Below are 23247 nucleotides of genomic sequence, written 5' to 3'. Positions count from 1 at the left end.
TAGGGGCTGTTGATCTTTGTAGTACATATATCAATCAGCCCACATTGGTAGCCACATCATAGTAAATGCTAAAGCGAGCATTGAATGATAATTTCGTTCAAGCTTTTCATACCGCGTGGCTATCCCTCTATATTGCTTAATACGGCCAAATGCATTCTCAACCAAGTGCCGATATTTATACATGCACCAGTCAATATCTTCATTGCCTACTAAACTGTTGCCCTTACGTGGAATAACGGGTGTAGCGTTATTATCACGAACAAACGCTCTCAGTTTTTCACTGTCGTAGCCTTTATCTGCGACAACCATATTACTTGTTGGGCAATTAGCTACGAGTGACTCTGCATGGACGATATCATGCGTATTTCCACAGGATAATTCATAATAAACAGGCAACCCTCCGCTATCGACTGCAAGATGAATTTTCGTAGAATTTCCACCTCGGCTCTTTCCAATTGATTCATTGTCAGCAGTTCTTGCACCGCAACTATGTTGATGAGCCCTGACAATACTGCCATCAATGAAGACCCAATCCATGTCCGCATCACGAGATAATGCGCGAAACAGTTCATTCAAAATCCCTTTTTTGGACCATAAATTAAACCGTCTGTAGATAGCACTCCAACGGCCAAAATCAGAAGGTAAATCTCGCCATGGAATACCTGTGCGCATCTTATACAGTATGCCTTCGAGCGTTTTTCTATGGTCGGGCTTATTATAAATTCGACCACTTAAGTACATTACTTTTGATAAGACATTCCATGTCCCGTCTGTTAGCATTAATCTTGGCATGTAGGTTCGGTGTAAAGTTTTCTGGCGAATTCAATTATACCTTATCTTCATGCTGTTTGTTTTTCATACCACAAAGATCAACACGCCCTAATTTTAGGGTTACTTTTGGAAATTGAAAATAGCTCATAAAGGTCCATTTTATCTACAGTCGAAAACTTAGTTATGGACTTAAAAACATTGAAGTGATCCGAGGGAAGCTTGTCTTTGTTGATAAGTTTACACCATGACTTTTTCAATAAGTCATGATTTAAAGTATCAAAAAACTTAGAGAAATCTAACGCTACCGCACAGCATTCACCCATTTCTTTAATTTTAATGAATGCTTCATAAGCAAAATCTATGTTGCTTTTACCCAAACTCCTAAATGCCAACACAGATTTTTCAAGCCCGTACTCTAATAGCTTGTCTTCATAAAGAGCATTTAATTTTTCAGAGTAAAAAGCATATATATGACTATCTAAATGGGAGGAGTAAGCAATTGGTCTTTCTTTATTTTTAACTAAAATCTTGCCAGTTGACTTATCTTTATTTATTTTTTTTGAACTAACCGCATAATTTATAAAAGGATAAAATGAATGTCTTTTTATGTAGTTTGGGTTAGTTGTTATGTGAATAGCTTTTTTCTTGCCGACAGGCACATCAAAGTGAAGGTATCCTCTACTTCTATACCAACTAGGGGTATCATCATCCATAATAAACTCTCTAGCAAAACCGAGGCAGACTTAGAACTGCGGCAATTCCAATCGCCTTACCTCGGCTTAACCAAGTTACTCAAGTAACCATCTTGAAATACGTAGCCGCGTAATGTTAGACATGAATTATAATATAACTATTAACCAGGAGGCATCTATTTGTATTAAGACAACCTTAGTCCATGTGTTCTTATCGTTCGTATCGTTGGCCTTGTTTGGCGTTCCGATAGTACTTGACAACATGTTATAAGCCTTTGAGCCTAATTGGTAAACCCTCATCTCAAAGCAATACCAATATAGTGTAGCTGTGACTTATTATCAATAACAAACCGTAGTTCAGAAACTCTGAGTTTGATATCTGGAATCTTATTTCCAATTAGGCATGCCTAATTTCAAGCCACTTGAGCTTTTTACTCGCCACCCGTCCCCAAAAAAAACCCACTTTTTTTGACCCCCCCTTTTCTGAGAATTAAAAGTTGCCTTCGTGATTGAATTGGTTTTGAGAAAACAACCGAAACCAATAGAAACTAGAAGGTAACTAATAACATGTATGAATTACGAGATTCAGGGTTATTTTACACACCTACAACTGACTCAGAACCAAGGTTCTTGTGTGGCCCAATTCAAGTGCTTGGCATTTCAAGGGGAGATAATGGCACTAAGGACTATGGCTTGCTTGTTGAATGGAAAAACTTAGACGGTATTTGCATACGCAAGCTGATACCTCGACGTCGGATAATGAATGAAAAAAGTAACTTCGTAAAAGAGCTACTTTTGGATACAGGGCTTGTAATATCAAGTCGTAAAGGAGTTTGGGAGCCAATAATATCTTACCTCATTCAAGCAAGACCAAAGCAGAGATATAAAAGCTCGGCTCAAGCAGGCTGGCTTAATAATAACTTTGTCACACCGAGCTGGTGCGTTAGCAATGGAGCTGAAAAAGTTATTTATTCAGGAAATAAGAGCAACGAGTTCCTCAGCACTTCAGGTACTGTTTCTAGCTGGCAAAAAGAGGTAGGAAACTTGTGTATTAATAACCCTATCTTAGCCTTCACAGTCTGTGTAGGGTTAAGCGCCCCACTGCTTCATTGGCTGAACTGGCCTAGCAGTGGTGTGCATTTATTCGGTAAATCGAAAATATCCAAAACAACCATACTAATCCTAGCAGCTAGCCTATACTCCGGTACTAACTTTTACTATACGTGGAGAGCAACAGAAAACGGGCTAGAAGCCACTGCTGTTGAGCATAATGACTTGCTCCTTTGCCTTGATGAGCTCCATCAGGCCCCGCCTGAAGTCGTCGACCAATCTATATACACCCTCGCAAATGGACTGTCTAAAATGCGCAGTAACAAGACCATTACCCAAGACGACATAAAAAACTGGCGTCTACTTTATTTAAGTACGGGAGAAATGGGGCTAGAGGAGAAATTGGCACCAATTCAAAAAGGAGTCAAAGCTGGGCAGGAAATTCGCTTTTTAGAAGTGCCAGTCCAGAGAAAGTATGGGGCCTATGATGAGCTGTACGGTCACAAAACGATGAATGACTTTTCTGACTCTATCTGGAAAGCAGTAAAAGAAAATCACGGCACTGTCATACCAAAGTGGATTGAATACCTTAGTTTAATTGACGATCTTTCTGGCTTGTTAGCTTATCGAGTCCATGAACTACGCGATAAGTGGCAAATAAGTAAAGACAATAACCATGGTAGCCAGGTACTTGAAGCAGCTAAACGCTTTGCATTATTTGGGGTTGCTGGAGAAATAGCTATATCAGCAGGATTAATGCCTTGGCCAAAAGGCTGTGGAGAGCACTCTGCAAAAATAGCGTTTGAATCATGGCTGGAGATGCGCGGCTCTTCCAATGATTCGGAGGATGAGAAGCTGCTTAAAGAGATACCTACCGCATTAAAGCGCTGGCGCAACAAACTACTACCTGAAGGCCAGCCGCTGAATGATAACTTCGGTTACGCTTTAGATTTGGACGGCAAACAAGCATGGTTTTTAACACGCCAAGCATTTCAAAATGGACTCGGTATACGATACAAACAGCATATATCCCAAGCGGTGAAATTTATGGAAGAGAAATCTTGGATGGAAACGAGTGAGGGACGCGATACGTTCAAGCGTGTTGTGGATGGCGGGCCAAAGGGTGGCCGCTACTACAAAGTTATTCCACATCGCATTACCGAAGAACTAGCGCTAGATGAGGCGCTTTCGCGAGCCGCTTTCCCATGTTAGTGAATTGAATTTAAAACAGTTTCCCAATTTCCCGTTTTCCCAAGAGATTTAAGAGAGTAGACCATGAAAAATGATATAAGTGATGCACTACGTAAGAATGACGAATTACCAGATATCCGAAATACAATTGAAGAGATGATCTTGAAAAGTCACTTATGCAACAAAGCCGCATTAACAGTTGACGAATGCGCACTTTATACAGGTATGGCAAAAAGCTATATCTATAAACTAACCCATGAAGGCATTATTCCTCATGCAAAACCTAATGGTAAAAAGATCTTCTTTGATAGGTTAGAGCTTGATCAATGGCTTCTTGGTAACAAGATAAAAGGTGATATAAGCGACAGTGATTTCATCAAAAAAAAGGCTGAATCACTCAACAAGAAAGCATCTATAAACTATTGATGATTAAACTTGGTGATCGGGCTTACTTTCCTTTAGTTTACTTGCACGATATTTTCTAATCCGAAAGTGGGCCACCACAGACCCACCTAAAAAACACAAACCTACTGTTTTTATTGTGTTTTTCACTTATTGTATCGGTAAATAGTCAAATTAATAAGTAACGATATAATTTATTAAGGGCGCTTAGGCGCTCTTTTTCATGCCTAATATTTACAATAACAACTCACCTAGCTGTGTTTTAATAATCCACTTTAAAAACCAAACAGACTACAAATACAGTTTAAGCTGCACTTATATCAGCCTCAATTCGCCTTTAATAATGTACATAAAAGATTTTACAAGGCCAATAATCACAGCAAATAGCGGCTAGAACGCCTTAATTTATAGAAAAAATAGCTGTAGTTATGCTTATTAAACACTCTAAAACTGAAGCTATAGCATTCGTTATCCATGTTTGAATAGGGGGAATTATCAAGTCATAAAAACAAAACGTAACTAAAAAATACGTTTTGTTCGTCTACACCACCAGCAAAATTCAGTTAAATATTCACTTTAGATCACTCAAATTTATTTTTTTGCAGATCAGTTATCCACAATTGCGTGTTTTTTTGCTTCAGCGAGGAATTAAACGTCTTTAAAATGGGGAAATAAGCTGTATTTAATTAAAAAAGGGCTGTTTATAAAAAATAATAATGGTTATTTAGCCTGATCTAATCAAATAGATCATTTTTTAAAATTTTTTTCGATCCCAATTTAAGGTTATCAACAAGCTTTATATCCACATTAAGATCAACAAGCATCTATACGTTTATTTTCAATCGCTGGTGGCAAATACTAAATATAAAATCAATGACTTAGCAATAAAACTGCACTTTAATTGATAGTTAAGCAGAGCTTTCCCCAACCTTATCAACAACTTGATCAGAAGATTACATTTAAAGATATTTTGTTAAACCTTTAATTATCAAGTAGTTAAGCAGTACATTTAAGTGAAGGCTTAAATAAGTACAAAAATAGTTATACAAAATGGCACTCTTAACTTTACTGTTATACTCACTGGGCTATCATAGGCGGCAATTAAAACTAATAGTGATCACAAATATTCATGAGTTCAGTAAATCTTATCGTTGGTAGTCAAATGGGATCCGCAGAATACGTTGCCGAGCAACTAAGCGATGCGCTTAATAGCCAAGGTATTAATACCCAACTACATGATCAACCTGAATTTAGTGAAATAGATCAGCAAAATACCATTTGGTTAATTTGTACATCAACCTATGGTGCGGGTGATTACCCAGAAAACCTTATTAACTTTGTTGATGAGTTATCTCAAGTTGATGATTTATCGCACTTAAAGTACACGGTCATTGCTTTAGGTGATACCAGTTATGACACGTATAACCTTGCAGGGCGTAATATAGATACGCTTTTAAGCCAAAAAGGCGCGATACAGTTAGCACCGCGCTTAGAACTGAATATTCTTGATGAAGCACTTCCAGAAGATACGGCCTTAGCTTGGTTAGACTCGTGGATAGCAAAAACAGGTCTAAAATAGAAAGATCAAGTAAAAAGTTATAAATAAAGTTACCCACAATTTACTAATAATTTAACAGATTTTGTGGATAAACACTGATTAAACTGCTTTTTTAACCATGCTTATCCATGGGATAAGATCGAGACTTGATCGGCCTGTGCATAACAGCCTGTTTTGATCAGAGCTTATTTACCTGAAGATCCGATCATATTAACACCTTTAGATCCGATCTAATTATATGTTTTTAATCATGATCTAAAGCTTATCAACAGAAAAGCTGATCAGTAGTAGTAATAGTATTAAAAGATCTCTTTAAAAGATCCTTTATATTATTAGAGATCACTTACTTAGATCTTGAGCACTGTTTAATCATTTATCTTCTGCTAATTTCTAGGTAGAATACGCTCCCTTTTGAAGTTTACTGGTTTGATTTAAGTAGGATCCCATTAATGATTTTTCACGAAAATTTTGACGTTATCGTAGTAGGTGGTGGACATGCTGGCACTGAAGCTGCATTGGCAGCTGCCCGTATGGGGATGAATACCCTGCTGCTGACTCACAATATGGATACCCTTGGTCAAATGTCTTGTAACCCAGCGATTGGTGGCATTGGCAAAGGCCACTTAGTTAAAGAAATTGATGCTCTTGGTGGCGCAATGGCTCAGGCTATTGACAAAGGCGGGATCCAATTCCGTACGCTTAATTCTTCTAAAGGCCCTGCTGTACGAGCTACTCGTGCTCAAGCGGATCGTGCTTTGTACAAAGCGGCTATTCAGAACACACTTCAAAACCAAGAAAACTTAAAGATTTTTCAACAATCATGTGATGATCTTATCGTTGAAAACAACCGTGTAACAGGTGTCGTTACCCAAATGGGTCTGCGTTTCAGTGCTCCTAGTGTAGTACTAACCGTAGGCACATTCTTAGGTGGCCAAATTCATATCGGTCTTGAAAACTTTAAAGGTGGCCGTGCAGGCGATCCACCTTCAATTGCATTGGCTGATCGTTTACGCGAACTTCCATTTAGAGTGGATCGTTTAAAAACAGGCACACCACCACGTATTGATGCACGCACTGTTGATTTTTCTAAAATGCAAGAACAACCAGGTGATGCACCTACACCGGTATTCTCATTTATGGGTAAACAAAGTGATCACCCACAACAAATTCCGTGTTACATCACTTACACAAATGAAAAAACACATGATGTTATTCGCAAAAACTTACATCGCTCACCTATGTACTCAGGTGTTATCGAAGGAATAGGCCCACGTTACTGTCCGTCTATTGAAGATAAAATTGTCCGTTTTGCTGATAAAGATAAGCACCAGATATTTGTAGAGCCAGAAGGCTTAACGTCATACGAGTTATATCCTAACGGTATTTCAACCAGCTTACCGTTCGATGTGCAGTTAGAAATTGTGCAATCGATCACCGGATTTGAAAATGCACATATTTGTCGTCCTGGCTACGCTATTGAATATGACTTTTTTGATCCGCGCGACTTAAAACAATCATTAGAAACTAAATTTATTGATGGTTTATTTTTTGCTGGTCAGATTAATGGTACGACCGGTTACGAAGAAGCGGGCGCACAAGGTCTGATCGCAGGTATGAATGCGGCATTACAAGTGCAAGGCAAAGAGTCGTGGACGCCACGTCGTGATGAAGCCTATGTTGGCGTACTAATTGACGACCTAGCAACACTGGGTACAAAAGAACCGTACCGCATGTTTACTAGCCGTGCTGAATACCGTTTGTTACTACGTGAAGACAACGCTGATATACGTTTAACTGAAAAAGGCCGTGAATTAGGTTTAGTTAACGATGAACGTTGGCAAGCATTCAACGAAAAAATGGAAGTGATCGCTAAAGAGAAACAGCGTATTAAAGATACCTGGATCCATAAAGATCATGCGGTTGTTGATCAAGTAAATGAATTACTAAAAACGCCACTTGTGCGTGAAGCCAGCTTAGAAGAATTATTACGCCGACCTGAAGTGCGTTATAACGACTTGATGGCTATTGAAGGACTCGGATCTGAGTTTACCAATAAGGCCGCCTTAGAGCAGGTTGAAATTCATACTAAGTACGCAGGTTACATTGCACGCCAGCAAGATGAGATCAATAAGCAGCTTCGTCATGAAGAAACAATTTTACCAAAAGAGTTTGATTATAAAACCGTCTCTGGTTTATCAAATGAGGTTGTTGCTAAGCTAATTGATGCTCGTCCAGACACTATTGGTCAAGCTTCGCGTATTTCTGGTATCACCCCAGCGGCGATTTCGCTATTATTAGTGTATCTGAAGAAGCAAGGCTTGTTGCGCAAAACTGCGTAACGGTAAAGGTACATTGTGTTACAGCAACAATTAACAACTTTGTTAGCGCAAACTGATATTGCGCTAACACAAAAACAACAGCAACAACTTGTTCGCTATGTCGAATTACTCGATAAGTGGAATAAAGCCTATAATTTAACCTCAGTACGTTTACCTCAAGAAATGATGGTTAAACATATAATGGATAGCTTAGTTGTTGCGCCTCACTTGACCGGTCATCAATATATTGATGTTGGCACAGGTCCTGGTTTACCGGGCATAGTGTTAGCTATTGCCTTACCCGATACGCAGTTTGTATTATTAGATAGTTTAGGTAAACGTGTACGTTTTTTAATGCATGTTAAACATGAGCTTGGCCTTGATAATGTGACCCCTGTGCAGTCAAGAGTTGAAGAATATCAACCAAGTGTTAAATTAGATGGCGTACTAAGTCGTGCATTTGCATCGTTACAAGATATGATTGACTGGTGTTCGCACTTAATCGATCATTCAGGTAAGTTCATTGCACTTAAAGGGGTATTTCCAAGTGAGGAATTAGACTCACTCCCTGCTGGTGTTAAGTTTGAGCAAAAAATTGCATTAGAAGTACCCGATTTAGATGCACAACGACATTTAATAATTCTTTCTAAAGACTAGGGATCAGAGACACTGTGGCAAAAGTCATCGCATTAGCAAATCAAAAAGGCGGAGTAGGTAAAACGACCACTGCCGTTAATCTCGCTGCATCTATGGCTGCAACGAAACGTAAAGTGCTGTTAATAGATCTCGATCCGCAAGGCAATGCGACCATGGGCAGTGGCGTCGACAAATATGGTGACGTCCCTACTATCTATGATTTACTCATAGAAGATAAGCCTATTGATGAGGTGATTATTAAAGAAACCTCAGGCGAGTATCATATGATTGCTGCAAACGGCGATGTGACCGCTGCAGAAGTTAAGCTGATGGAATTATTTGCTCGCGAAGTACGCTTACGCAATGCACTTGAAAAAATTCAGGATCAGTACGAGTTTATTTTTATAGACTGCCCACCTTCTTTAAATATGTTAACCGTTAATGCCATGGCCGCTGCCGATTCTATTTTAGTCCCTATGCAATGTGAATATTATGCATTGGAAGGATTAACCGCATTAATGGACACGATTACGCAACTTGCTAAGTTAGTTAATCCTAACTTACAGATTGAAGGCATACTTCGTACTATGTACGATCCGCGTAATCGATTAGCAAATGATGTATCAGAACAATTAAAACAACATTTTGGCGATAAAGTATACCGCACGGTGATCCCACGTAATGTTCGACTTGCAGAAGCCCCAAGTTTTGGCGCACCGGCAATGTACTACGATCGAGCATCAAGTGGTGCGAAAGCGTATTTAGCTCTCGCGGGTGAAATGCTACGCAGAAAAGAAAAAACAACTCCCGTTGTCGCCTAACTTTGAGGTAAAAAAATAACATGTCTGCTAAAAAACGAGGTTTAGGCCGAGGACTCGATGCACTTTTAAGTTCATCTAAACCTGCACCAAGCGAAAGCAAGGAACACGACAGCGCCAATGTAACAAACGCAGTTGAAAATGCGGCACAGCCTAGCAACAGTGAATTACAAAAACTACCCATCGAGTTTTTACACTCAGGGAAATACCAACCTCGTAAAGACATGTCTGAAGAGGCACTTGAAGAACTCGCCAGTTCAATTCGTTCACAAGGGATAATTCAACCGATTGTTGTGCGTCCAGTTGCGCATAACAGTTATGAAATTATTGCCGGTGAACGTCGTTGGCGCGCGGCTCAAATTGCCAAGCTTGAGTTTGTACCGTGTATTATTAAAGATGTACCCGATGAAGCGGCCGTTGCTATTGCCCTAATTGAAAATATTCAGCGTGAAGACTTAAACGCCATGGAAGAAGCGATAGCGCTTAATCGCTTGCTTAATGAGTTTGAGTTAACGCATCAACAAGTGGCTGATGCAGTTGGTAAATCGCGTACGACCGTGACTAACTTATTACGCTTGAACAACCTCAATAACGATGTAAAGATTTTGTTAGAGCATGGTGACATTGAAATGGGTCACGCACGTTGCTTATTAGCACTTGAAGGTGAAGTGCAATCGGATGCTGCCCGTTTAGCTGTTGCAAAAGCATTGACCGTTCGCGAAACTGAAAAGCTAGTGCGCTCTATTTTAGAGCCTGCTCCAGCAAAAGAAGTAATAGAAAAAGACCCAGATGTTAAACAGTTAGAGCAACAACTTGCTGATAACCTTGGGGCAAAAGTAGAAATAAATTACAACAAAAAAGGCAAAGGGAAGTTGGTTATTTCTTACACTAATCTTGACGAGTTAGACGGTATTTTAAACCGTATCAATCAAGACTATTCCCACCATTAATTCATTGGATGTCTAAAAAGGGACATTTACAGCGATTTTGTGTTACAAAGCACCTACTCAAGTTGCAAAACTGGCAGGATTAAGTATAATTTCGCCAGTTTTCATACCCTGACAATTAGAGCGTCATAAAGGTTAATTAAAAGTGACTAATAAGTTAGCAGGCCCGTATAGGCTTGCCGCATTAAAATTAATTTGCCTTCAGGGATTTGTAGCCCTTTTAGCTGCACTAATAATTTTTATAGGTTGGGAAACCAATGCAGCACTTTCAGCATTAGCTGGTGGCGCTGTCGCAGTACTTCCTAACTTTGTATTTGCGCTTTATGCATTCAGATATATGGGTGCAAGTCGAGCAAATCAAGCGTATGCCTCGTTGAAACGCGGCAACGGATTAAAATTTATGCTAACAATCGTTTTGTTTGCACTAATGCTAAAGCTTTATCCGGTAGTTTTATTACCTTTCTTTTGTGCTTATGTGTTGGTGTTGTTTACAGGATTGTTTACACCCGTTTTTTTTAAACATTAACTTTTGGAATATAACATGGCTGCAGAAGAAGTTACTCTATCTAGCCATATTCAGCACCACTTAACCAATGCTAAGATGTGCTCGACCGACGCTGGTCTTGCCTTCAATAAAGCATGTACGGATAGTGGCTTCTGGACATGGCATGTAGATACCCTCGCATGGTCTATCGGACTAGGTCTAATATTTTTATGGATCTTCCGTAGTGCCGCAAAAAAATCAACTCTGGGTGTACCTGGAAAATTTCAGTGTTTCATTGAAATGGTTGTTGAGTTCGTTGGCGACAACGTACGCGATACCTTCCATGGTAAAAGCAAGCTGATTGCACCATTAGCATTAACTATATTCGTGTGGATATTCTTAATGAACTTAATGGATTTAATCCCAGTTGACTTCCTACCAGCATTTGCCGGCTTTGTTGGCGAAACTGCATTTGGTATGGATTCACACGACGTATACATGAAAATTGTACCAACCACTGATATCAACATGACAGCAGCACTTGCGCTGGGCGTGTTTATTCTAATGATTGGTTACTCAATAAAAATAAAGGGTATCGGCGGTTTTATTAAAGAACTAACACTTCATCCGTTTAGTTCAAACAATACAGCTTTGCAGATTATTTTAATCCCATTTAACCTATTACTAGAGCTTATCGCATTGGTTTCTAAGCCGTTTTCACTGGCACTGCGTTTGTTCGGTAACTTATATGCAGGTGAGTTAATCTTCATCCTTATCGGTGCAATAGGTTTAATGCAACTACCGTTGCACTTTGTGTGGGCTGTATTCCATATCTTGGTAATTGTATTGCAAGCATTCGTATTTATGATGCTTACAATCGTATACCTAAGCATGGCAAGTTCAGATAATCACTAATTACTATATTTACAATTTTACTTTTACTTTTAATTACAATTGAAACTTTGGAGAAATAAATGGAAGCTTTAGAATTATTAAACGGCTTAAAATACATCGCAGTAGCTTTACTTATCGGTTTCGGTGCAATCGGCACAGCAATCGGTTTTGGTAACATGGGCGGTAAATTCCTTGAAGCATGTGCGCGTCAACCTGAGCTTGCACCATCGCTACAAGTTAAAATGTTTATCCTTGCTGGTCTAATCGATGCTGTAGCAATGATTGGTGTTGGTATCGCGATGGTATTGTTGTTCGTACTTTAATTTTATTTTTTGAACAGCTTACTATTTAAGGAGGAGCGGTTGTGAACTTAAACGCCACTCTTATCGGTGAATTAATTGCGTTTACGGTGTTCGTATTATTTTGTATGAAATACGTATGGCCACCACTAAACGGTGCAATTGAAGCTCGCCAGAAGAAAATCGAAGATGGTTTAGCTGCCTCTGATAGAGCCGAAAAAGACTTAGAACTTGCGCAACACAAAGCTGCAGAACAGCTTAAAGATGCAAAGGCTCAAGCGGCTGATATCATTGAACAAGCTAAAAAGCGTGCCGTGCTAATTGTTGACGAAGAAACTGTTCGTGGTCAGCAAGAGCGTGAAAAAATTATTGCTCAAGGGCACTCTGAAATTGAATCAGAGCGTAACCGTGTGACAGAAGAACTACGTAAGAAAGTAGCAACTCTGGCTGTGGTTGGCGCAGAAAGAATTTTAGAGCGCGAAATCAATCAAGCCGCACATAGTGACATCGTTGAAAAACTTGTCGCTGAGCTGTAATTAGGAGGGTATGAGCATGTCTGAATTGACTACTATCGCTCGCCCATACGCTAAAGCGGCTTTTGAACTTGCCGTTGAAAAAGGCACTATAGATAGCTGGAATGACATGTTGTTCTTTGCTGGCCACGTTGCCAGCAATGAACAGGCATCTACCATTTTAGCTGGATTGCCTACTGCTACTGCACAAGCTGAGTTATTTATTAACTTATGTGGTGAGCAGCTCAACGAACAAGGTCAGAACCTAGTTAAGGTGATGGCTGAAAATGGACGTTTGATTGCACTACCTGAGGTTGCTCATTTATTTTCTGCTTTAAAAGCAGACTATGACAAAGAAATCGATATTGATGTGATTTCGGCAACACCTCTTGCTGCAGCGCAGCAAGAATCATTGGTAGCGGCACTTGAAAAACGTTTCGCACGCAAAGTTAAGCTGAATTGTAGTGAAGACGCTACAGTAGTTGGCGGTCTTATTATTAAGGCAGGCGACACTGTAATTGACGGCTCTTTACGCGGTAAATTAAATCGCTTAGCCACAACACTACAATCGTAATTGGGAAAAAGAGCATGCAACTTAATTCCACTGAAATTTCAGATCTGATCAAACAACGTATTGAGAAGTTCGAAGTTGTAAGTGAAGCTCGTAACGAAGGTACAATTGTATCTGTTACTGACGGTATCATTCGCATCCACGGTCTAGCTGACTGTATGCAAGGTGAGATGATTGAGCTTCCTGGCAACCGTTATGCTATCGCACTAAACCTTGAGCGCGACTCAATTGGTGCAGTAGTAATGGGTCCTTACGCTGACCTTACAGAAGGCGTAAAAGTATACACAACTGGTCGTATCTTAGAAGTTCCTGTTGGTGCGGGTCTACTTGGTCGTGTTGTTAACACACTAGGTGCTCCTATCGATGGTAAAGGCGCTTTAGATAACGACGGTTTTGAACCTGTAGAAAAAATTGCACCAGGTGTAATCGAGCGTCAATCAGTAGATGAGCCAGTGCAAACTGGTTACAAATCTATCGATGCAATGATTCCAGTTGGTCGTGGTCAACGTGAGCTTGTTATCGGTGACCGCCAAACAGGTAAAACTGCACTAGCAATCGATGCAATCATCAACCAAAAAGACACAGGCGTTAAGTGTGTGTACGTAGCGGTTGGTCAAAAAGCATCTACTATTGCTAACGTAGTACGTAAATTAGAAGAGCACGGTGCACTTGCAAATACTATCGTAGTTGTAGCATCTGCTTCTGAATCTGCGGCACTTCAGTACTTAGCACCGTTCTCGGGCTGTACTATGGGTGAATACTTCCGTGACCGTGGTGAAAACGCATTAATCGTATATGATGATTTATCTAAGCAAGCTGTTGCTTACCGTCAAATCTCATTGCTACTTAAGCGTCCACCAGGCCGTGAAGCATACCCAGGTGACGTATTCTACCTTCACTCGCGTCTTTTAGAGCGTGCATCACGTGTAAACACTGATTACGTTGAAAAATTCACTAACGGTGAAGTGAAAGGTAAAACAGGTTCATTGACGGCATTGCCTATCATTGAAACTCAAGGCGGCGACGTTTCTGCGTTCGTACCGACAAACGTTATCTCTATCACCGATGGTCAGATCTTCTTAGAAACTGACTTATTCAACTCAGGTATCCGTCCGGCAGTAAATGCTGGTATCTCGGTATCGCGTGTTGGTGGTGCTGCACAAACTAAAATCGTTAAGAAACTAGGTGGCGGTATCCGTCTAGCCCTAGCTCAGTACCGTGAATTAGCTGCGTTCTCGCAGTTCGCGTCTGACCTTGATGATGCTACTCGTGCTCAACTTGAGCATGGTGAGCGTGTAACAGAGCTAATGAAGCAGAAACAGTACGCGCCAATGTCTGTTGCTGAAATGTCTTTGTCGTTATTCGCAGCTGAGAAAGGTTACTTAAAAGACATCGAAATCGCTAAAATTATGGATTTCGAAGCGGCTTTACTTTCTTACGCAAATAGCACATACGCAGAGCTTATGGCTCAAATCAATGAAACTGGTAACTACAACGCCGAGATCGAAGCGCAGCTTAAAGAACTTCTAGAGAAGTTCAAGTCTACGCAAACTTGGTAATTTAGTTATTAATGGTGTGCTTTATATCTTAAAGCACACCTTGATTCGGAGAGAGAGTCATGGCCAGCGGAAAAGAGATTAAAAGCAAGATCGGCAGTATTAAAAATACTCAAAAGATCACTAGCGCAATGGAAATGGTTGCTGCGTCTAAAATGAAAAAGGCGCAAGAACGAGTGGCTTCAAGCCGTCCATACGCTGAAAAATTACGTAAAGTGATTGGTCGTGTTGCTCAAGCAAATCTTGATTTTACTCACCCGTTCTTAGAAGAACGTGAAGTAAAACGAGTTGGTTATATTGTTATCTCTACTGACCGTGGTCTGTGTGGCGGTTTAAACTCAAACGAGTTTAAAAAAGTCGCATTAGAGATTAAAGCGTGGAAAGAAAAAGGCGTAGATGCTGATTTTGCTACTTTAGGTAGTAAAGCAGCTGGCTTCTTTCAACGTTTTGGTGGTCAAGTGCTTGCTAAAAAAGCAGGTCTTGGAGATAAGCCTTCAGTACAGGACGTAATTGGTCCAGTAAAAATAATGCTAGATGCATTCTCTGAAGGTAAAATTGACCGTTTATTCCTGGTATATAACAACTTTGTTAATACCATGAAGCAAGAGCCAATAGTAGATCAGTTACTCCCTTTGCCAAAAGCTGAAGAAGAAGTATCTACACATGCGTGGGATTACTTATATGAACCAAACCCAGAGGCTATTTTAGAGTCTTTGTTAGTACGTTTCATTGAGTCTCAGGTATACCAAGGTGTAGTTGAAAACGCTGCCTCTGAACAGGCTGCCCGCATGGTTGCAATGAAAGCTGCAACTGATAATGCCGGTGACCTTATGGATGAGTTACAGCTTGTATATAACAAAGCTCGCCAAGCAGCAATCACACAAGAAATTAGTGAGATTTGTTCTGGTTCAGCAGCAGTTTAATGCTTCAGGCAAAGATTAACGAGAGGAATAGACATGAGTTTAGGTAAGGTCGTCCAAATTATCGGCGCCGTTGTGGATATCGAATTTCCACAAGACAGCGTGCCAGCCGTATATGACGCGCTAAAAGTAACAGATGGCGATTTAGCTGGTTTGACTTTAGAAGTTCAACAGCAGCTAGGTGGCGGTGTGGTACGTACTATCGCACTAGGTACTACAGACGGTTTACGTCGTGGTGCTGCAGTAGCAAACACAGGCGAAGCAATTCAAGTTCCAGTTGGTACTAAGACCCTAGGTCGTATCATGAACGTACTTGGTGAGCCAATTGATGAAGCAGGTCCAATCGGTGAAGACGAGCGTATGTCTATCCACCGTGCAGCTCCTACTTACGAAGAGCAATCAAGCTCAGTAGAACTTTTAGAAACGGGTATCAAGGTAATCGACCTTGTATGTCCATTCGCTAAAGGTGGTAAAGTTGGTTTATTCGGTGGTGCCGGTGTTGGTAAAACCGTAAACATGATGGAACTTATCCGTAACATCGCAATCGAGCACAGCGGCTACTCAGTATTCGCAGGTGTTGGTGAGCGTACTCGTGAGGGTAACGATTTCTACCATGAAATGAACGATTCAAACGTACTTGATAAAGTATCGCTTGTATACGGTCAGATGAACGAGCCACCGGGTAACCGTTTACGCGTAGCGTTAACAGGTCTTACTATGGCTGAGAAGTTCCGTGACGAAGGTCGCGACGTACTTTTCTTCGTAGATAACATCTACCGTTACACACTTGCGGGTACAGAAGTATCAGCACTTCTTGGTCGTATGCCATCAGCGGTAGGTTACCAGCCTACACTTGCTGAAGAAATGGGTGTACTTCAAGAGCGTATCGCATCTACTAAGACAGGTTCAATTACTTCAATCCAAGCGGTATACGTACCTGCGGATGATTTAACGGATCCATCTCCAGCAACAACGTTTGCTCACTTAGATGCAACAGTGGTACTTTCACGTGATATCGCATCACTAGGTATCTACCCAGCGGTAGACCCTCTTGATTCATCTTCACGTCAGCTTGATCCACAAGTAATCGGTGAAGAGCACTACGGTGTAGCGCGCGGCGTTCAAACAGTTCTTCAGCGTTACAAAGAGCTTAAAGACATCATCGCGATTCTAGGTATGGACGAGCTTTCTGACGAAGATAAGCAACTTGTATCTCGTGCACGTAAAATCCAGCGTTTCCTATCTCAGCCATTCTTCGTGGCAGAGGTATTTACAGGTGCGCCAGGTAAATACGTTTCACTTAAAGACACAATTGCAGGCTTCAAAGGTATCTTAAACGGTGAGTTTGATGATATGCCAGAGCAAGCGTTCTACATGGTTGGCTCTATCGAAGAAGCTCAAGAAAAAGCCAAAAGCATGTAATTAGGAGGGTAGTATGGCAGCTATGACTGTACATCTTGATGTAGTAAGTGCTGAAGAGAAATTATTTTCTGGTTTAGTAGAATCTATTCAAGTATCTGGTAGTGAAGGTGAGTTAGGTGTTAACGCCGGTCACGCCCCACTACTAACTGCCCTTAAACCTGGTATGGTACGTTTAGTTAAGCAATTTGGTGAAGAAGAACTCATCTATATTGCTGGCGGTACACTAGAAGTTCAACCTAACATAGTGACCGTACTTGCTGATACAGCTGTTCGTGGTGAAGACCTAGACGAAAAAGCTGCAGAGCAAGCTAAGCGTGACGCTGAAGCCCAAATGGCAAAAGGCGCATCTGCTGAACTTGATTACAATCAAGCAGCAATGCAACTAGCTGAAGCAATTGCTCAGCTACGCATTATTCAGCAATTACGTAAAAAGTAAGCCTATCTGGTTTTTAAAAGCCCACTTTATGTGGGCTTTTTTGTGCTTGATGATAAATCCCGTGGCTATTTGTAAATAAATTAATCGTAATGGCTAATATCTCTTCATTATTACTTATATCTACGCAAGATCCTCGTTACAATAACCCTATTCTATTAGGTGTTATTTTGCTTAAGTTAAGATTCAGTAGTTATTGCTTAGCCTACTGAGTATTTGCACATGATGTGACTTACGTAATCTACTTTGCAGCACACTTATTCTATCAAGCTAAAACAACGGAAAAAGGAAATTGTTTTAATGGCTCTAACAACAGTAATTCTTGCAGCGGGTAAAGGTACTCGTATGCGCTCTGCTCTGCCTAAGGTACTGCATAAAGTGGCAGGTAAACCTATGGTGCAACACGTTATCGATAATGCCAATGCGCTAGGTGCTACATCGACTAACTTAGTTTATGGTCATGGCGGCGAACTATTACAACAACAGTTAGCCGATAATAACGTAAACTGGGTGCTACAAGCTGAGCAACTAGGCACAGGCCACGCAGTGGCACAAGCAAGCCCACATATAAATGACGACGACGCTGTACTGGTTTTATACGGTGACGTACCTTTAACGAAACAATCTACACTTGAGCGCTTATTAGCCGCGACACCTAAAAATGGTTTAGCAGTATTAACCGTTAATTTAGCAAATCCAAATGGCTACGGGCGCATGTTACGTGTTGATGGTAAGTTAGTGGGTATTGTTGAACAAAAAGATGCTAACGCAGAGCAGTTACTTATAAACGAAGTAAACACTGGCATTATGGCGGTTAATGGTAAGCTTTTAAAAACATGGTTAGGTAACTTGTCTAACAATAATGCCCAAGGTGAATACTACCTAACAGATATAGTTGCTATGGCGCATAGTGAAGGCGTAGAAATTACATCAGCACAGCCTGATCATCCAATGGAAGTTGAAGGTGCAAATAACCGCGTACAACTTGCAGGCCTTGAGCGTGCTTATCAAGCATGGCAAGCAGAAGAGCTCATGCTAAATGGGGCGACCCTTGCTGACCCTGCTCGCATAGATGTACGTGGCGACGTGAAAACAGGTGAAGATGTCCTCATCGATATCAACGTTATTTTTGAAGGCAATGTAACGCTTGGTAATAATGTACAAATTGGCCCTAACTGCGTACTTAAAAATTGCAGCATCGGCGATAATGTTGTTATTAAAGCCAATACATTGATTGAAGATGCATCAGTTGCGGCTCAATGTACACTCGGTCCATACGCCCGCCTTCGCCCAGGTGCAATAATGGAAGAAGACTCGCACATTGGCAATTTTGTCGAAATGAAAAAAACCCGTTTAGGTAAAGGTTCTAAAGCAAACCACTTAAGTTACTTAGGTGATGCTGAAATTGGCGAGAAAGTGAATATTGGCGCAGGCACGATTACCTGTAACTACGATGGTGTGAATAAAGCGAAAACCATTATTGGCGATAATGCCTTTATAGGCTCTAACTCGTCACTGGTTGCTCCTGTAAATATTGGTGCTACAGCAACTGTAGGTGCAGGTTCTGTGATCACCAATACCGTCGCGGATGATCAGCTAGCCGTGGCACGTGGCAAGCAACGCAATTTAGATGGTTGGAAACGCCCAGTTAAAAAATAGTAATGACCATTACTTATTAAATATTTAAAGCGAGTTTTATAACTCGCTTTTTTATTGCTTAAATATTCTATAAATAAAAATGCCATGCTGTTGTCATCCCTGTGTGTTGATATTTAACTAATACAACACTAAGGAAAACAATAATGTTAAACAAATCAATAATAGCCCTTTCTTTGCTATCACTATTAACTGGTTGCTCATTAGATGGTGATGACGGCCAAGATGGCACACAGGGTATAGAAGGTACAGCGGGTAATAATGGCGAAAACGGTACTAATGCAAATTCAGCTTTAAATATCAATCTTATTGGCCGCGCAGTACTCAATGCACAAAGCCCGGAAGGGGCAGCTGAAATAGTCGCCTACCAAGCCTCAAAAAAATGGATTTATGCAATTAATAGCTCTGGTGATGAAGCTGTTGTGAATATCATTCCTGCCGATACGTTCGACACTGCAGCATTAGTAAAAGATAACGAAGGTATTATAAGTGCAACTAACCTAGCCTCTGCCATTACGCTCTCACTAAATGAAAATACGCCTGGCGATGCGAACAGCATAGCTATCGATGCAAATAAACAATTATTAGCGGTAGCAATGGCTGCTACAAACGTGGGCGAAGCTGGCCAAATAGCATACACCAGTATTTATTAAAAATGTAACAGTAGGTGCCCTACCCGACATGGTGACATTTAGCCATGATGGTGCAAAAGTAGTGGTTGCTAATGAAGGTGAACCTAATGGCGACTACAGTATCGACCCCGAAGGCACTATCAGCATTATCGATATCACTAACGGCACTATTGCCGATAATGCTTTGAGCATAAACTTTCAAGATTACAATAATCAACAAGCTGAATTAGAAGCGCAGGGTTTAGTGTTTGCCAATCCTACTGGACGTACTATTAATGGTAATTTAATAAATACCACCGTTGCTATGGATTTAGAGCCAGAGTATGTGAGTATTTCCAAGGATAATAAATACGCCTATGTCTCTATTCAAGAAAATAACGGCCTAGCTATCATCAACCTTGAAGATAATTCCCTTGAGCTAAAAGGGCTCGGTTTTAAAGATTGGTCAAACTTACAATTTGACGCTTCAGACAAAGACGGCGGTGTTAACTTTAAATCATACCCTGGTTTATATGGCATGTATCAGCCAGATACAATTGCAAGTTTTAGTTGGAAGGGAGCCAACTTTATTGTATCTGCCAATGAGGGTGATGCACGCGAATACTTTTTTGATGCCAGCGATGAAGCTGATTGTATAGCCAAGGGCGGCCTTGATTATGACGCTAAAGATGGGTGTTTGGCATATATAGATGAAAGCCGCGTAGAAGATCTAGCTCTCGCAGCTAACTTCGATTACTTAAATAACGATGATAATGACATTGGCCGTTTAAAAGTTACAACAGTAAAAGGTGATAAAAATAACGATGGCCAATACGAATCGCTTTATGCTTATGGCGCACGCTCATTTACCATTTGGGATAGCAGTGGGCTGGTGGTGTTTGACTCAGGCGATCAAATTGCACGGGTGACCGCTTCTGTTCATGGTAACGCGTTTAATAATAACGAAGATGAAAACAAAGGCGATACACGCTCAGATGATAAAGGGGCAGAACCCGAAGCACTAACATTAGGTAAGGTTGGCGATAGGTTGTTTGCTTTTGTTGGCTTAGAGCGTATGGGCACAATAATGGTGTTTGATATAACCAACCCTTACGATGTGAAATTTCAAGACTACTTCTATAATCGTGGTTTAGAACCAAGTGCAGATATAAGTGGCGATCTCGCTCCTGAAGGAATGACGTTTGTTCCTGCAGCGCAAAGTGCAACAAACGAAGCACTGCTCATAGTAGGTAATGAAATCTCAGGCTCAATTGCCGTATGGGAAATAACAACTCAGTAATTAATAAAGTGTTATGTAAAAGCGATTAGCAGTTATCTATAAATCGCTTTTACTTCCTCCCCCTCTTGCAATCATGCCTTGTGTGAATGAATTTTAATCAAAAATAGCTCTGTAGCTCTTTGTTCGTATGGTTACTGTACTAAATTGAAATTAATTTAATAAAACTGAAATAAAGCATTGACCCTCTCCAGAATATCCCTATAATGCGCATCCACTGACCCGGCAGGCAGCAATGAAAAGCGCTGAACAAACGGTAAGTGAGTCGAGTAAAACTTAACTTTCAAATCTTTTAAAAGAAACTAAAAATTAAGTGTTGACAAAAAAACAGGAAGGCGTAATATGCGCAGCCCTAGCGAGATAAAGTTAAACGCTTTAATCGCAACGTTCTTTAACAATATAAAGCAATCATCTGTGTGGGCACTCGTACAGATTGAGTTCTAACAGCCAAGCTATTTCGTTCTTTATTGAGCAAGTAACGAGGCAAACAAATTTAGAGTCTCAATTGAAGCTGAGTGACCAACAGAATAGTTACTTCGGTAATTGTTCAGCACAGTCAATTCAATATCGAAAGATATTAAATAAATTCAGAATTCATTGAGCTGTCGAAAGACACAAAACTTTTTAATTGAAGAGTTTGATCATGGCTCAGATTGAACGCTGGCGGCAGGCCTAACACATGCAAGTCGAGCGGTAACAGAGAGGTGCTTGCACCTTTGCTGACGAGCGGCGGACGGGTGAGTAATGCTTGGGAACATGCCTTGAGGTGGGGGACAACAGTTGGAAACGACTGCTAATACCGCATAATGTCTACGGACCAAAGGGGGCTTCGGCTCTCGCCTTTAGATTGGCCCAAGTGGGATTAGCTAGTTGGTGAGGTAATGGCTCACCAAGGCGACGATCCCTAGCTGGTTTGAGAGGATGATCAGCCACACTGGGACTGAGACACGGCCCAGACTCCTACGGGAGGCAGCAGTGGGGAATATTGCACAATGGGCGCAAGCCTGATGCAGCCATGCCGCGTGTGTGAAGAAGGCCTTCGGGTTGTAAAGCACTTTCAGTCAGGAGGAAAGGTTAGTAGTTAATACCTGCTAGCTGTGACGTTACTGACAGAAGAAGCACCGGCTAACTCCGTGCCAGCAGCCGCGGTAATACGGAGGGTGCGAGCGTTAATCGGAATTACTGGGCGTAAAGCGTACGCAGGCGGTTTGTTAAGCGAGATGTGAAAGCCCCGGGCTCAACCTGGGAACTGCATTTCGAACTGGCAAACTAGAGTGTGATAGAGGGTGGTAGAATTTCAGGTGTAGCGGTGAAATGCGTAGAGATCTGAAGGAATACCGATGGCGAAGGCAGCCACCTGGGTCAACACTGACGCTCATGTACGAAAGCGTGGGGAGCAAACAGGATTAGATACCCTGGTAGTCCACGCCGTAAACGATGTCTACTAGAAGCTCGGAACCTCGGTTCTGTTTTTCAAAGCTAACGCATTAAGTAGACCGCCTGGGGAGTACGGCCGCAAGGTTAAAACTCAAATGAATTGACGGGGGCCCGCACAAGCGGTGGAGCATGTGGTTTAATTCGATGCAACGCGAAGAACCTTACCTACACTTGACATACAGAGAACTTACCAGAGATGGTTTGGTGCCTTCGGGAGCTCTGATACAGGTGCTGCATGGCTGTCGTCAGCTCGTGTTGTGAGATGTTGGGTTAAGTCCCGCAACGAGCGCAACCCCTATCCTTAGTTGCTAGCAGGTAATGCTGAGAACTCTAAGGAGACTGCCGGTGATAAACCGGAGGAAGGTGGGGACGACGTCAAGTCATCATGGCCCTTACGTGTAGGGCTACACACGTGCTACAATGGCGCATACAGAGTGCTGCGAACTCGCGAGAGTAAGCGAATCACTTAAAGTGCGTCGTAGTCCGGATTGGAGTCTGCAACTCGACTCCATGAAGTCGGAATCGCTAGTAATCGCGTATCAGAATGACGCGGTGAATACGTTCCCGGGCCTTGTACACACCGCCCGTCACACCATGGGAGTGGGTTGCTCCAGAAGTAGATAGTCTAACCCTCGGGAGGACGTTTACCACGGAGTGATTCATGACTGGGGTGAAGTCGTAACAAGGTAGCCCTAGGGGAACCTGGGGCTGGATCACCTCCTTATACGATTTAGAACTTATTTGTTCGTAGTGTCCACACAGATGATTGTTA

19 protein-coding genes, 1 rRNA gene and 1 pseudogene are annotated in these 23247 nt (G+C 41.4%); 19 read left to right on the top strand and 2 right to left on the bottom strand.

Annotation, left to right across the window (positions count from 1 at the left end; translation table 11 throughout):
* Positions 1 to 30: 30 nt before the first annotated feature.
* Positions 31 to 792, bottom strand: coding sequence for an IS5 family transposase (locus tag L641_RS0106475; protein WP_024600859.1), 762 nt, complete (start codon positions 790 to 792; stop codon positions 31 to 33).
* A gap of 77 nt (positions 793 to 869) precedes the next feature.
* Entirely contained in the window at positions 870 to 1484 is a 615-nt protein-coding gene (locus L641_RS0106470; RefSeq protein WP_051385862.1) for a hypothetical protein, read from the bottom strand.
* A gap of 546 nt (positions 1485 to 2030) precedes the next feature.
* Here L641_RS0106470 and L641_RS0106465 point away from each other — a divergent pair.
* The 19 genes and pseudogenes from L641_RS0106465 (at position 2031) to L641_RS22240 (ending at position 23199) form a co-directional block, all read left to right on the top strand.
* Positions 2031 to 3725 carry a DUF927 domain-containing protein gene (locus L641_RS0106465; protein ID WP_024601478.1) on the top strand — a complete coding sequence of 565 codons (1695 nt, stop codon included), beginning with the start codon at positions 2031 to 2033 and terminating at the stop codon, positions 3723 to 3725.
* 63 nt (positions 3726 to 3788) lie between these two features.
* Positions 3789 to 4130: an excisionase family DNA-binding protein gene (locus L641_RS0106460; RefSeq protein ID WP_024601477.1), complete on the top strand. Its 342-nt coding sequence runs from the start codon at positions 3789 to 3791 to the stop codon at positions 4128 to 4130.
* 1105 nt (positions 4131 to 5235) lie between these two features.
* Positions 5236 to 5685, top strand: coding sequence for a flavodoxin domain-containing protein (locus L641_RS0106455; protein WP_024601476.1), 450 nt, complete (start codon positions 5236 to 5238; stop codon positions 5683 to 5685).
* Positions 5686 to 6113: 428 nt separating this feature from the next.
* A complete protein-coding gene (gene mnmG, locus L641_RS0106450; RefSeq protein ID WP_013466270.1) occupies positions 6114 to 8003 on the top strand; it encodes a tRNA uridine-5-carboxymethylaminomethyl(34) synthesis enzyme MnmG in 1890 nt (629 codons plus the stop codon).
* Between the two features lie 15 nt (positions 8004 to 8018).
* On the top strand, positions 8019 to 8639 hold the full coding sequence (gene rsmG, locus L641_RS0106445; RefSeq protein ID WP_016900012.1) for a 16S rRNA (guanine(527)-N(7))-methyltransferase RsmG: 621 nt from the start codon (positions 8019 to 8021) through the stop codon (positions 8637 to 8639).
* A 14-nt stretch (positions 8640 to 8653) separates the two neighbouring features.
* Positions 8654 to 9439, top strand: coding sequence for a ParA family protein (locus L641_RS0106440; RefSeq protein ID WP_008112117.1), 786 nt, complete (start codon positions 8654 to 8656; stop codon positions 9437 to 9439).
* Positions 9440 to 9459: 20 nt separating this feature from the next.
* Positions 9460 to 10386: a ParB/RepB/Spo0J family partition protein gene (locus L641_RS0106435; RefSeq protein ID WP_016900011.1), complete on the top strand. Its 927-nt coding sequence runs from the start codon at positions 9460 to 9462 to the stop codon at positions 10384 to 10386.
* 142 nt (positions 10387 to 10528) lie between these two features.
* Positions 10529 to 10909 carry an ATP synthase subunit I gene (locus tag L641_RS0106430; RefSeq protein WP_013466267.1) on the top strand — a complete coding sequence of 127 codons (381 nt, stop codon included), beginning with the start codon at positions 10529 to 10531 and terminating at the stop codon, positions 10907 to 10909.
* A 15-nt stretch (positions 10910 to 10924) separates the two neighbouring features.
* Positions 10925 to 11782, top strand: coding sequence for a F0F1 ATP synthase subunit A (gene atpB / locus L641_RS0106425; RefSeq protein WP_024601475.1), 858 nt, complete (start codon positions 10925 to 10927; stop codon positions 11780 to 11782).
* 59 nt (positions 11783 to 11841) lie between these two features.
* Complete coding sequence (gene atpE / locus L641_RS0106420) at positions 11842 to 12084, top strand: F0F1 ATP synthase subunit C (protein ID WP_008112128.1); 243 nt, start codon at positions 11842 to 11844, stop codon at positions 12082 to 12084.
* Positions 12085 to 12125: 41 nt separating this feature from the next.
* Entirely contained in the window at positions 12126 to 12596 is a 471-nt protein-coding gene (gene atpF / locus L641_RS0106415) for a F0F1 ATP synthase subunit B (protein WP_013466265.1), read from the top strand.
* A 16-nt stretch (positions 12597 to 12612) separates the two neighbouring features.
* On the top strand, positions 12613 to 13146 hold the full coding sequence (gene atpH / locus L641_RS0106410; RefSeq protein ID WP_024601474.1) for a F0F1 ATP synthase subunit delta: 534 nt from the start codon (positions 12613 to 12615) through the stop codon (positions 13144 to 13146).
* 14 nt (positions 13147 to 13160) lie between these two features.
* The gene (atpA, locus tag L641_RS0106405) at positions 13161 to 14702 is read left to right on the top strand and encodes a F0F1 ATP synthase subunit alpha (protein WP_013466263.1); all 1542 of its coding nucleotides are present in this window, start codon (positions 13161 to 13163) and stop codon (positions 14700 to 14702) included.
* Between the two features lie 59 nt (positions 14703 to 14761).
* Positions 14762 to 15622 (top strand): F0F1 ATP synthase subunit gamma, encoded by an 861-nt coding sequence (atpG, locus tag L641_RS0106400; RefSeq protein WP_008464174.1) that lies wholly within the window; start codon positions 14762 to 14764, stop codon positions 15620 to 15622.
* Between the two features lie 33 nt (positions 15623 to 15655).
* Positions 15656 to 17041 (top strand): F0F1 ATP synthase subunit beta, encoded by a 1386-nt coding sequence (gene atpD, locus L641_RS0106395; protein WP_024601473.1) that lies wholly within the window; start codon positions 15656 to 15658, stop codon positions 17039 to 17041.
* A 13-nt stretch (positions 17042 to 17054) separates the two neighbouring features.
* Complete coding sequence (locus tag L641_RS0106390) at positions 17055 to 17477, top strand: F0F1 ATP synthase subunit epsilon (RefSeq protein ID WP_008464176.1); 423 nt, start codon at positions 17055 to 17057, stop codon at positions 17475 to 17477.
* 297 nt (positions 17478 to 17774) lie between these two features.
* Entirely contained in the window at positions 17775 to 19133 is a 1359-nt protein-coding gene (glmU, locus tag L641_RS0106385; protein ID WP_024601472.1) for a bifunctional UDP-N-acetylglucosamine diphosphorylase/glucosamine-1-phosphate N-acetyltransferase GlmU, read from the top strand.
* Positions 19134 to 19276: 143 nt separating this feature from the next.
* Positions 19277 to 21041: pseudogene (locus L641_RS22245) on the top strand (choice-of-anchor I family protein).
* 622 nt (positions 21042 to 21663) lie between these two features.
* Positions 21664 to 23199, top strand: a 16S ribosomal RNA gene (locus tag L641_RS22240).
* Positions 23200 to 23247 lie beyond the last annotated feature (48 nt).

The sequence above is a fragment of the Pseudoalteromonas sp. TB41 genome (assembly GCF_000497975.1).
Taxonomy (GTDB): Bacteria; Pseudomonadota; Gammaproteobacteria; order Enterobacterales; family Alteromonadaceae; genus Pseudoalteromonas; species Pseudoalteromonas tetraodonis.
This window is presented reverse-complemented; position numbering and strand designations above follow the sequence as displayed.